General features: G+C 61.8%; 10 protein-coding genes. 2 read left to right on the plus strand and 8 right to left on the minus strand.

The genetic code is table 11. From position 1 onward, the window contains the following. Nucleotides 1–4 precede the first annotated feature (4 nt). The 5 genes from hisS to ndk all read right to left on the minus strand — a co-directional run bounded on the left by hisS (nucleotide 5) and on the right by ndk (nucleotide 5,832). Complete coding sequence (gene hisS, locus AACH55_RS15480) at nucleotides 5–1,360, minus strand: histidine--tRNA ligase (RefSeq protein ID WP_338715534.1); 1,356 nt, start codon at nucleotides 1,358–1,360, stop codon at nucleotides 5–7. 129 nt (nucleotides 1,361–1,489) lie between these two features. Continuing rightward, nucleotides 1,490–2,752, minus strand: coding sequence for a flavodoxin-dependent (E)-4-hydroxy-3-methylbut-2-enyl-diphosphate synthase (ispG, locus tag AACH55_RS15485; RefSeq protein ID WP_338715535.1), 1,263 nt, complete (start codon nucleotides 2,750–2,752; stop codon nucleotides 1,490–1,492). 14 nt (nucleotides 2,753–2,766) lie between these two features. Next, on the minus strand, nucleotides 2,767–3,837 hold the full coding sequence (locus AACH55_RS15490; RefSeq protein WP_338715537.1) for a helix-turn-helix domain-containing protein: 1,071 nt from the start codon (nucleotides 3,835–3,837) through the stop codon (nucleotides 2,767–2,769). Nucleotides 3,838–4,137: 300 nt separating this feature from the next. Continuing rightward, complete coding sequence (rlmN, locus tag AACH55_RS15495; RefSeq protein ID WP_338715538.1) at nucleotides 4,138–5,310, minus strand: 23S rRNA (adenine(2503)-C(2))-methyltransferase RlmN; 1,173 nt, start codon at nucleotides 5,308–5,310, stop codon at nucleotides 4,138–4,140. A 96-nt stretch (nucleotides 5,311–5,406) separates the two neighbouring features. After that, nucleotides 5,407–5,832, minus strand: a complete 426-nt coding sequence (gene ndk / locus AACH55_RS15500) for a nucleoside-diphosphate kinase (RefSeq protein ID WP_338715540.1) — start codon at nucleotides 5,830–5,832, stop codon at nucleotides 5,407–5,409. 268 nt (nucleotides 5,833–6,100) lie between these two features. Between ndk and AACH55_RS15505 the strand changes: the two genes are divergently transcribed. Together AACH55_RS15505 and AACH55_RS15510 are read left to right on the plus strand one after the other, a co-directional pair. Beyond that, nucleotides 6,101–6,790, plus strand: a complete 690-nt coding sequence (locus tag AACH55_RS15505) for a Bax inhibitor-1/YccA family protein (RefSeq protein WP_338715541.1) — start codon at nucleotides 6,101–6,103, stop codon at nucleotides 6,788–6,790. A 105-nt stretch (nucleotides 6,791–6,895) separates the two neighbouring features. Then, nucleotides 6,896–8,362 carry an IS1182 family transposase gene (locus tag AACH55_RS15510; RefSeq protein WP_338715542.1) on the plus strand — a complete coding sequence of 489 codons (1,467 nt, stop codon included), beginning with the start codon at nucleotides 6,896–6,898 and terminating at the stop codon, nucleotides 8,360–8,362. An 84-nt stretch (nucleotides 8,363–8,446) separates the two neighbouring features. Here AACH55_RS15510 and rlmD read toward each other — a convergent pair whose 3' ends face one another. From rlmD to AACH55_RS15525, 3 genes are all read right to left on the minus strand, one after another. Beyond that, a complete protein-coding gene (rlmD, locus tag AACH55_RS15515) occupies nucleotides 8,447–9,808 on the minus strand; it encodes a 23S rRNA (uracil(1939)-C(5))-methyltransferase RlmD (protein WP_338715543.1) in 1,362 nt (453 codons plus the stop codon). Nucleotides 9,809–9,950: 142 nt separating this feature from the next. Next, nucleotides 9,951–10,964: an RNA polymerase sigma factor RpoS gene (rpoS, locus tag AACH55_RS15520; protein ID WP_338715544.1), complete on the minus strand. Its 1,014-nt coding sequence runs from the start codon at nucleotides 10,962–10,964 to the stop codon at nucleotides 9,951–9,953. A gap of 3 nt (nucleotides 10,965–10,967) precedes the next feature. Beyond that, a complete protein-coding gene (locus tag AACH55_RS15525) occupies nucleotides 10,968–11,948 on the minus strand; it encodes a peptidoglycan DD-metalloendopeptidase family protein (protein WP_338715545.1) in 981 nt (326 codons plus the stop codon). Nucleotides 11,949–12,149: the final 201 nt, after the last annotated feature.

The following is a 12,149-nucleotide window of genomic DNA, read 5'->3' on the forward strand; positions in this document are numbered from 1 at the left end:
GTCTTCAGGGGTGATAGTGCACGTGGTCGTGATCATGGTCATGATCGCCCACGATCTGTTCCACGATGTAGTCGACCACGCCGTCGAAGGCCATGTTGCTCTGGTTGGCACGCCCTTCCTCGGCATTGCCTTCGCGCATGTGCTTGACGGTGGCGGTACCGGCCTTGAGCTCGTCTTCGCCGATGATCACGGCAAAGGCAGCACCACTGGCATCGGCGCGTTTCATCTGCGCCTTGAACGAACCACCACCATTGGACGATGCGCAATGTAGCACAACATCGAGCCCGGCAGTCCGCAAACGTTCAGCCAGAACGAAAGATTGCAATTGTGCATCCTCGCCTTGATGGACCAGATAGACGTCGCACTGATTGGGTGCGTACTGTTCACCGCTGGCCTTCATCAGCTCCAGCAGGCGTTCCACGCCCATGGCGAAGCCGCAGGCCGGGGTCGGCTTGCCGCCGAACATTTCGATCAGCGGATCGTAGCGGCCACCGCCGCAGACCGTGCCCTGCGAGCCCAGCTGATCGGTGACCCACTCGAATACGGTACGGTTGTAGTAGTCCATGCCGCGCACCAGGCGCGGGTTGATGGTGAAGGGAATATTGTTGTGGCGCAGGATCTTCTGCACGCCCTCGAAGTGCGCGCGCGATTCTTCACCCAGGTAATCCAGCAGCTTGGGCGCGGCGTTCACCATCGCCTGCATGGCAGGATTCTTCGTATCGAGGATGCGCAGCGGGTTGGCGTGCAGGCGGCGCTGGGCGTCGGTGTCCAGCAAGTCCTTGTGCTGCTCGAAATAGGCGATCAGGTCGGCACGGTGCTTGTTGCGCTCTTCCGCGTTGCCGATGGAGTTCAGTTCCAGGCGGATGTCGGACAGGCCCAGGTCATCCCACAGGCGCTGGCACATCATGATCAGTTCGGCATCGATGTCCGGGCCGCTGAAGCCCACGGCTTCGGCACCGACCTGGTGGAACTGGCGATAACGGCCGCGCTGCGGACGCTCGTGGCGGAACATCGGGCCCACGTACCACAGGCGCTTGGGGCCGTCGTAGGTCAGGTTGTGTTCCAGGGCGGCACGCACCACGCCGGCGGTGTTTTCCGGACGCAGGGTCAGGTTGTCGCCGTTCATGGAATCGGTGAAGGAATACATCTCCTTCTCGACGATATCGGTCACCTCGCCCAGGCCACGCGCAAACAGCGCGGTCGGCTCGACGATGGGGGTGCGGATCTGCTGGAAACCGTAGCTCTTGAGCACCGATTGCACGGTGTTCTCGAACAGTTCCCACAGCGGTGCGTCGGCCGGCAGGATGTCATTCATGCCTTTGACGCCAACGATTTTTTCGACTTTCTTTTGTTCTGACATACCGAAATCCGGAATTTTGCTTTTTACTTCATTTTTGGAAGCTGGAATATGTCGCATCTTTCGTGCGACGGGCCAGCGCAAGTGTACTGCATGGCCCGCAACACCCTCTGGTAGCGGGCCACGCGGCGATCAGGCATGGCGGCCCTGACCGTAATGCGATTCGACGTATTCCAGCACCACGTTCTGGAATTCCTCGGCGATGCGTTCGCCGCGCAGGGTCATCTTCTTCTCGCCATCGATGAACACCGGTGCCGCCGGCGATTCGCCGGTGCCGGGCAGGCTGATACCGATGTTGGCGTGCTTGGATTCACCGGGACCATTGACGATGCAGCCCATCACGGCCACGTTCATGGCTTCCACGCCGGGGTACTTGCCCTTCCACACCGGCATCTGCTCACGCAGGAAGGTCTGGATCTTGTCCGCCAAATCCTGGAACACGGTCGAGGTGGTGCGACCGCAACCCGGGCAGGCGATCACCATCGGGGTGAACTTGCGCAGGCCCATGGTCTGCAGGATTTCCTGGCCGACCACCACTTCCTTGGTACGGTCGCCGCCCGGCTCGGGGGTCAGCGAGATGCGGATGGTGTCGCCGATGCCTTCCTGCAGCAGCACCGACAGCGCAGCCGTGGAGGCGACGATGCCCTTGCTGCCCATGCCGGCCTCGGTCAGGCCCAGGTGCAGCGGATAGTCGCAACGGCGCGCCAGTTCACGGTAGACCGCGATCAGGTCCTGCACGCCCGAGACCTTGCAGGAGAGGATGATCTTGTCGCCTGCCATGCCGAGTTCTTCGGCACGCTGGGCGTTTTCGATGGCCGATGTGACCAAGGCTTCATACATCACCGCCTGGGCCGACCAGGGTTCGGCGCGCCCGGCGTTTTCGTCCATGATGCGCGCCAGCAGGGCCTGGTCCAGGCTGCCCCAGTTGACACCGATGCGCACCGGCTTGTCGTACTTGCAGGCGACTTCGATCATCTGCGCGAACTGCGTGTCGCGCTTGGCGCCCTTGCCGACGTTGCCGGGGTTGATGCGGTACTTGGAAAGCGCCTGGGCACACTCCGGATAGTCGGTCAACAGGGTGTGGCCGTTGTAGTGGAAATCTCCCACCAGCGGCACATCCACCCCCATGCGGTCGAGCTGTTCACGGATCGCGGGCACGGCTGCCGCAGCCTCGGGCGTATTGACGGTCAGGCGAACGATTTCGGAGCCGGCGCGCGCCAGCTCCTTGATCTGGATCGCCGTGCCGATGGCGTCGGCCGTATCGGTATTGGTCATGGATTGCACCATGACCGGGGCGCCACCGCCAACGATGATCTCGCGCGCCCCATGGCTGATGACCACGCGGCGGCTGTTGCGGCGGGCCAGCGGCCCGGAGGCGATCGGGGAGGAAGACATGATGGACAGTCGGTTCAGTTCAGGTTCAGGCGGGCAACATTGCTGCCGCCTGGGGTTTTCAGGTCCAGCGGCTGGCCGCGCAAGGTAGCATCAACGCCGGCCGCGTTGCCGATGATCAGGGTGGCGGCGTCCGACACATCGAAGCTCTCGGTGGTGCCCGCCTTGAGCAGACGCGAGATGATGGTGCTCTTGTCAGCACGGCGGATTTCCACCCACGAATCCTCGCGGAAGGTCAGGCGCAGCAAATCCTTGCTGTTGACGATGTTCAAGCCGCTGGGCACGCTGGTCGAGGACATCTGCGACGGCGCAGCAGAAGAAGCGGCAGGCGCAGCCGACACCGAGGCCGACGCCGGCTGGCTGGCCGCAGGGGTGGCCGCCTGGACCGGCTCCGGCCTGGACGCCGCGGGCGCCGGGGCCTCTGCTGCCGGAGCAGCCGGCCTGGAGGCTTCCTCGGCAGGCGCGGGCGTGATGGTCTCTACGCGCGCATTGACGGGTGTGTCGCTGGAAGCCGCTTCTGTGGCCGGCGCAGGCTCCGCAGCAGCGTCCGGCGCCGCGGCAGATTCCACATGGTGCGACTTCAGGAAGGCCAGCTGCGGCACGTTGGTGCCCAGTTCGGTCCAACGCACGGCAGCAGCACCGGCCAGCAGCGCCAACACCACCACGCCTGCCAGGATGGGCAGCGCCGAGCTGTTGCCGCGCGTACTCATCATCATGGCCGGCAGCGGGCCTTCGGAGAAGGGGGTGGACAGCGAATGCTGCGGCACGATGTGGTCGCGCTGCTGCACTGCCGACTCCTGCGGCATGGCAGCCGCGAGCGCATGGGCATCCAGCCCCAGTACCTTGGCATAGCTGCGCACGAAGCCGCGTGCCACCGCCAGGCCAGGCAGGGCGGCGTAGTTGTCGGCCTCGATGGCCTGGATCTGGCGCGGAGCCAGCTTGACCAGGCTGGCCACCTGCTCGACGGACCAGCCCTTCTTCTGCCGCGCCCCAGCCAGCAAGGCACCGGGCAAGACCTGGGCCGGGGACGATGGGCCGGGGTCTTGCGGTTGCTGCGACGACATTTCGTTCATTTGTTGATCACTCATCAAATGCTCCACATGGAAAAGCTTTTTTTAGCCGGCGCTGGCCGGATTCTTTGGGAGCGTCCCTGCGCGGCATCTGCCGCGTCCCTTCGGGGAAATTCGATAACTTCAGCCTACCCTGACAGACATCGGCAAGACGGGCGATAACTTCAGTGAAAACACAAAAAGGACGTACGATGCCTGCGCCCCAGCGCAACATCGACGCCCCCGCTACGCATTCTGTAAAAAACGGTGCAGCCTCCCTCGCCTTGGCGGCAAAGGCTGGTACCGCAGGACCAGCAAGAAAGTGGCACTGCCCTGCCGTCACCCGGAGATCTCCACGATGCGGCCGAAGTCGCGGCCGAACTTGGCCTGGTATTCGGCCATCTTCTGCATGCGCTCCTGCACGCGGGTACGATCCTTCACTTCGCCGGCCAGCTGACCGCAAGCGGCATCGATATCGTCGCCACGGGTCTTGCGGATGGTGGTCACGATACCGGCATCCATCAGGATCTGCGCAAACGCCTTGATGCGCGGATTGTGCGAACGTTTCAAGCCCGACTCGGGGAAGGGGTTGAAGGGAATCAGATTGAACTTGCAGGCAATGGCGGTCTCGCCTTCCTTCACCAGCGCGACCAGTTCGCGCGCATGGGTGTCGGTGTCGTTGACGCCATCGAGCATGCAGTACTCGAAGGTGATGAAATCGCGCGGCGCGAATTCCAGATAGCGCTTGCAGGCCAGCATCAGCTCGCGCAGCGGGTGCTTGCGGTTCAGCGGAATGAGCGAATCGCGCAGCGCATCGTTGGAGGCGTGCAGCGAGACGGCCAGGGCCACCGGGCATTCCTGGGACAGCTTGTCGATCATCGGCACCACGCCGCTGGTCGACAGTGTTACGCGGCGGCGCGACAGGCCATAGGCATTGTCGTCCAGCATCAGGCGCAAGGCGGTCACGGTCGGCTCGAAGTTGAGCAGCGGCTCGCCCATACCCATCATGACCACGTTGGTGATCTGGCGCTCGCCCTTGGGACCACCCTCGATACCCTTGGTCTTGCGCAATTCGAATTCCGCCATCCACAGCTGGCCGATGATCTCGGCCACGGTCAGATTGCGGTTGAAGCCCTGCTTGCCGGTCGAGCAGAAGCGGCAATTCACGGCACAGCCCGCCTGCGTCGAAACGCACAGCGTGCCGCGGTTTTCTTCAGGGATGAACACGGTTTCCACCGCATTGCCCTGACCCACGTCGACCAGCCACTTGCGTGTGCCGTCGCTGGAGGTATGGTCGCTGATGATGGCCGGCGCGCGGACTTCGGCGCGGGTCTTCAGCTTGTCGCGCAGCGATTTGGCCAGATCGGTCATCTGATCGAAATCAGATACGCCGAACTGGTGTATCCAACGCTGCAACTGCTTTGCACGAAACGGCTTCTCACCCAACTCGCCGCAGTAGGCGACGAGTTGCGCGGGATCCATATCCAGCAGATTGGTGAGAGCTGTAGTCATGATGCTTGCGGTCGGGACCAGGACAGAAAGACGCTGCAGGAATTGCGGCGCCGGTTTCCACCCGAGCCCGGGAGACCGATGAAAAACAGAAACAGATTAACGCGAATAAACGTTCAGTGCCGGGAAGAAATAAGCGATTTCGCCCTTGGCGGTTTCTTCGGCGTCCGAACCGTGCACGGCGTTGGCGTCGATGGAGTCGGCGAAGTCGGCGCGGATGGTGCCCTTTTCAGCCTTCTTCGGATCGGTAGCGCCCATCAGGTCACGGTTCTTCAGGATGGCGCCTTCGCCTTCCAGCACCTGGATCATCACCGGACCGGAGACCATGAAGTCCACCAGATCCTTGAAGAAGGGACGCTCGCGGTGCACGGCGTAGAAGCCTTCTGCTTCAGCGCGCGACAGTTGCGCCATGCGGGCAGCGACGATCTTCAGCCCAGCGTTTTCGAAACGGCTGTAGATCTGACCGATCACGTTCTTGGCGACGGCATCGGGCTTGATAATCGACAGGGTGCGTTCAATTGCCATGAGAAAAACTCCAATAAAAATAATGGCTTAAAGCCAAGAATTGATAATTCAATGAACCTTGTATTTTATCATGAAACCATCACATATCACGTCAATTCACCTCCTTTGACGCCACATGCGGGCAATGGCACAGCACTCAGGGCCATGGCGGACCGGACACAGGGTTCATATAATGTCTGCGCATCTCGAACCAGAGCGAGGGAAGACTTGTCTTAAGGATGAGCCATCATGCTATTCTCTGGCTCGCATTCAACGCTTCGGAGGACATATGAATCAACTGGACACGACCTTCGGCCACTCAACCACGAGCCTGGCCACCCGCAACCGCGTGCTGCGCAACACCTACTGGCTGCTGGCGCTGTCGATGATCCCGACCGTGCTGGGCGCCTGGCTGGGCGTGCAGATGCATTTCAGCCTCTTCGCCGCCAGCCCGATGATCGGCTTCGTGCTGTTCCTGGCGATCGCCTTCGGCTTCTTCTTCGCCATCGAGAAGACCAAGAACTCCGGCTGGGGCGTAGCTTTCCTGCTGGGATTCACGTTCTTCATGGGGCTGATGCTGTCGCGCCTGATCGAGTACACGCTGGGCTTCTCCAACGGCGCCGGCCTGATCATGACGGCCTTCGGCGGCACGGCCATCATCTTTTGCGGCATGGCCACCATCGCTACCGTGTCCAAGCGCGACTTCTCCGGCCTGGGCAAGTGGCTCTTCGCAGGCGTGCTGGTGATCCTGGTGGCCTCGCTGGCCAACATTTTCCTTCACCTGCCGGCGCTGCAGCTGACCATTTCGGTGGTCGCCATCGCCATCTTCTCGGCCTACATCTTGTTTGACGTGCAACAGGTGGTCAACGGCGGCGAAACCAATTACATCTCTGCCACGCTGGCGATTTACCTGGATGTCTACAATGTGTTCGCCAACCTGCTGTCCATCCTGGGCATCCTGGGCGGCAACCGCGACTGAGACAGACAGCATTGTTTCAAGAGCAATAAAAAAGCCGGCATTGCCGGCTTTTCAGATTGATGACAAAGCCTTGGCGAGAGCCAAGGCTTTGTTGTTTAATCGGTCATGCTCAAAAAACCGACAGCCGCCCAGCACGAGTTAGAGATGGTGACCATCGAGATGCTCGTGCCCAAGGACCATCTGCTGCGCAAGATCGACGCGGCGGTGCATTTCGAGTTCATCCGCGAGAAGGTGGCGCATCTGTATTGCGCCGACAATGGCCGCCCGGCACTGGACCCGGTGGTACTCTTCAAGCTCTTGTTCATCGGCTACCTCTTCGGTATCCGCAGCGAGCGCCAGCTCATCCGCGAGGTCCAGGTCAACGTGGCCTATCGCTGGTTTGCCGGATTCCGTCTGACCGACAAGGTGCCGGACTCCTCCACCTTCTCCCAGAACCGGCGCCGCCGCTTCATTGATACCACCGTCTATCAAGAGATCTTCGACGAGATCGTGCGCCAGGCCATTGGACGCGGCATGGTCGATGGCCGCGTGCTCTACAGCGACAGCACCCACCTCAAGGCCAACGCCAACAAGAACAAGTTCGACTACGTTCAAGTTACCCAGACACCCTCGGCCTATCTGGCCGAACTGGATGCGGCTGTGGATATCGACCGTGCCGAGCATGGCAAGAAGCCGCTCAAGCGCGACGATGATGATGAGCCGCCCACCAAAGAGATCAAGGTTAGTCGCACCGATCCCGAGAGCGGCTACATGGTGCGCGACGACAAGCCCAAGGGCTTCTTCTACCTGGATCACCGCACCGTCGATGCCAAGCATTGCATCATTACCGATACCCATGTCACGCCCGCCTCAGTCCATGACAGTCAACCTTATCTGGCACGCCTGGATCGTCAGCGCCAGACGTTCGGATTTGATGTACAGGCCGTTGGCCTGGATGCTGGCTATTTCACACCGGCCGTCTGCCAGGGACTGGAGAATCGCGAGATCAGCGGCGTGATGGGCTACCGCACACCCAACCACAAGCCGGGGACATTCTTTAAACGGGCGTATGAGTACGATGCTTATCGGGACGAATACATCTGCCCGCAGGGTCAGCCCTTGCACTACAGCACCACCAATCGGCAGGGGTATCGGGAATACAAATCCAAGCCTGAACAATGCCGGGGCTGCAAGGTACGCGAGCAATGCACCAATAGCGCCAATGCGGTCAAGGTGGTGACGCGCCATGTGTGGGAGCGCTCCAAGGAGAAGGTGGATGATCGGCGTCGTACCGAATGGGGCAAGCGCATCTATGCCAGACGCAAGGAAACGGTAGAACGCAGTTTCGCCGACGCCAAGCAATTGCACGGACATCGCTATGCCCGCATGCGCGGCTTGCGCAAGGTCGCCGAGCAGTGCTTGTTGGCGGCGGCGGCCCAGAACATGAAGAAGATTGCCCTGCTGGTGGCGCGCTTGCGCGCGCTTTTACCGGGCTTGAACGCCTATGCCAGCGTACAAAAGTGGCTACAGAGAAAAATGAGCGCCTTGCTTAGCTTCTGCGCCATTGACCATCTGCAAATTACCTGCGCCTGAAAAACAAAACCCCGTGTTCGAAAACACGGGGTTCGTCATCAACCTGAGCCGGCATTGCCGGCTTTTTTTCATCCTCGTCCGCTCTTATTCCGGCAAGTCGAACACGGCGATGGATTCAACGTGGGCCGTATGCGGGAACATGTTCACCACACCGGCATACTTGAGGGCATATCCGCCCAGATGCACCAGCATGCCGGCGTCGCGCGCCAGCGTAGCCGGGTTGCAGGACACATAGACGATGCGCTTGGGCTTCAGGTGTTGCTGTTCCGGCGGCAATTCCACCAGCGCCTTGCAGACCTCCATGGCGCCCTCGCGCGGCGGGTCGATCAGCATGCGGTCGAACTTGCCCAGCGCCACGAAATCCTCAGGCTTGGCTTCGAACAGGTTGCGGCAATAGAAACTGGTCTTGGCATCCACGCCATTGACCTTGGCGTTGTCCAGCGCGCGTTCCGTCAGGGCCGTGCTGCCCTCAATCCCCACCACCTCGCGCGCCAGCGTGGCGATGGGCAGCGTGAAGTTGCCCAGGCCGCAGAACAGGTCGGCCACGCGATCGTGCGGCTGCACATCCAGCAAACGTAGTGCACGAGCCACCAGCACGCGGTTGATCTGGTGGTTCACCTGGGTGAAGTCGGTCGGCTTGAACGGCATGCGGATGCCGAACTCAGGCAAGGTGTATTGCAAGCGCGACTCGGCCGGATAGTAAGGTGCTGCCGTATCCGGGCCCTTGGTCTGCAACCACCATTCGATCTTGTGCTCGTCGGCAAAGGTCTTGAGCAGGGACTCATCGGCTGCGCTCAGCGCCTCCATGATGCGCAACACCAGCACCGTGACCTTGTTGCCGTCATCGCCCTCGCCCACGGCCAGCTCAATCTGCGGCATGCGGTCACGGATCGACAGCGCCGCCACCAGCTCACGCAACGGCACCAGCATGGCCGAGACATTGGGCGGCAGAATTTCACAAGTCTTCATATCGGCGATGAAGGATGAGCGCTTTTCGTGGAAGCCCACCAGCACTCCGCCCTTCTTGGCCACGTGGCGCACCGAAATACGGGCGCGATAGCGATAACCCCAGGTCGGCCCGTAGATGGGACGCAGCATCACCTCGGCCTTGGTCTTGCCCAGGTGCCAGAGGTTGTCTTCCAGCACGCGCTGCTTCATGGCGACCTGGGCCGAGGGCTCCAGATGCTGCATGGCGCAGCCGCCGCAGGTGCCGAAATAGTCACATTTGGGCTTCACGCGCAGCGAAGAATCGCGGTGCAGCGTGGTCATCACGCCGGCTTCCCACTTGGGCTTCTTGCGATAGGACGCAAAACTGACGCGTTCGCCCGGCAGCGCGCCTTCGACGAAGATGACCTTGCCTTGCGTGCCATCCTCGTTCTCGAGATGACCAACGCCGCGCCCGTCCATGTCGAGCGACTTGATTTCAATGATGATGTCTTGTTGCATGAGGGAAACCACAGGGTAGGACCGAAGCCCGCTGCCGAAAACAAAAGCGGTATTGTCCGCGATCCGGGACCGGGAGGGAAGCAGCAAGCGAGTCCGGGCGTGGCCGGCACGCAGAAAACCGCAGCAGTGGAGGCGCTAAGCCCTAGAACAAGGCATCCCGGCTCACGCCACGAGAGGCCAGCAGCCGCTTGAGCTTGACCAGGGCTTCCTGCTGCACCTGGCGCACACGCTCCCGCGTGATGCCCATTTCGCCGGCCAGTTGCTCCAGCGTCGAGGGATCATCGTTGTCCAGGCCGAAGCGCCGGGCCACGACGACGCGTTGCTTTTCAGACAAGCTCTTGAGCCATTCGCGGATCAGCAAGGCCATTTCCTGCCCCTCGGCCCGCGTATCGGGATGCTCCTCCACGGCACTGGGCAAGAGGTCCATCAGGCTGGCCTGGGGGTCGTTGTCCAGCGGCGTATCCAGCGAGGCGGCATGCTCGGACAGGGCAAGCACATCCTGTACCTCCTCGACCGGGCGGCCGACGAGGTGCGCGATGTCTTCCGCGCTGGCGTCTCTTCCGTCACGTTGCTGGGCCTCCAGGTGATACTTTGCGCGCAATATCTGGTTCAACTCGCGCACCATGTGCACGGGAAGCCGCACGGTACGGGCCTGATTCATGATGGCCCGCTCGATGCTCTGGCGGATCCACCAGGTGGCGTAGGTGGAGAAGCGGAAACCGCGCTCGGGCTCGAACTTGTCGATGGCGCGCATCAGGCCCAGGTTGCCTTCCTCGATCAGATCCAGCAGGGCCACGCCCCGGTTGATGTAGTGCTTGGCGATCGACACCACCAGCCGCAGGTTGTGCTCGATCATCTTCTGGCGCGCGATGAATTCGCCGGCCTTGGCCTGGGTCGCAAAGTGCAATTCCTCGGCAGCCGTCAGCAGCGGCTTGGCGCCGATCTTGTTGAGATAGTGCTGGGTGGTGTCGGTAGAGAGTTCGGCGGCGAGCACCTTCTTGAGCTCGTCCACGCCTTCGGCTGGCGCCGGCTCCTGGGGCTGGTCGGCGGCATCGCCGTCGATCACTTCCGGTTCGTCGATCTCATCAATGGGATCGTCCATGTCCTCTTCGCGAGGGTCCTGGTCTGGCAAGTGATCGCGGCGATTGCTTGTCATACGCTAGCGGGGCGGTAAGTATTTTGAAGGATCAACAGGTTTGCCCTGCTGACGGATCTCGAAGTGCAATTTAACGCTGTCGCTGTCGGATTTGCCCATTTCAGCGATCTTCTGTCCCTTGGTCACACTCTGGCCTTCCTTGACCAGAATGGTCTTGTTGTGGGCATAGGCCGACAACAGGTTGTTGGTGTGCTTGATGATCACCAGGTTGCCATAGCCGCGAATGCCGCTGCCGGCATACATGACCTTGCCCCCGGCGGCCGCCAGCACGGCCTGACCATCCTTGCCGGCGATGTCCACGCCCTTCTTGCCACCGTCAAAGGTGCCCACCACCTTGCCTTCGGCCGGCCACATCCAGGACACGCCTTCGTCGTCGCTGGCCACGGACTGGCTGGCGGCCGCCGGCTTGTCAGCCGCATGCGGCGCTTCCGGCTTGGCCGTGGCAGCCGGCGCCGCAGCGGGGGCGACGGCGGGCGCGGCATCGGGTTTTTCCAGTTCAGCCAGAGCGCCTTCGGAGTAGGCACGCTTGTCGCCACGCGGGCCGGTCTTGTTGCTGCCCGAGGCCATCGGCGCGGCTGCCGGTGCAGCAGCGCCAGGTGCACCCAGCGGCTTGACGTCCAGACCCGCACCCGGCGCGGCCACCACCGCAGCCGTCTGCGCCGGACCGGCACGATCCGGCGGCGCCACACGCAGCACCTGATCGACCTTGATGTCGTTCGGATTGGTCAGGTTGTTCCAGGCGACGATATCGCGCCAGTTCTGCCCGACGTCCAGGGCGATGCGATACAGGGTATCGCCCTTCTTGACGGTGTAATAGCCACGTCCCGAGGGAACCGGCGCGGCCGGCGCGGCAACAGCCTCAGCCGGCTTGGCGGTGCTGGTGGTGCGCTCGACGACGGGCGCCGGCTGCTGATTCGGTGTCGAGCCGCAGGCGGCCAGCAAACTGACGACACTGCCCAATACAGCCAAACGAATTTTCTTCATGCTCTTACGTTAGATTTTGTACGACGCTAGTTGACACGCAGCCAGCGCCAGAAGTTCATCAGGGAAATGCGGCCCCCTCGCCTGCCCATCCGCTCTTGTCATCGACCTGCGGCTTGGATGCTTGTGCTTGTTGCCGCCCGTCCCTGTTTCGATGATGCGTGGCGGACCTGATATCCACCGGTGCTGCTCGTTTCGTCCTGC

It is taken from the genome of Herbaspirillum sp. DW155 (assembly GCF_037076565.1).
Lineage (GTDB): Bacteria > Pseudomonadota > Gammaproteobacteria > Burkholderiales > Burkholderiaceae_D > Herbaspirillum.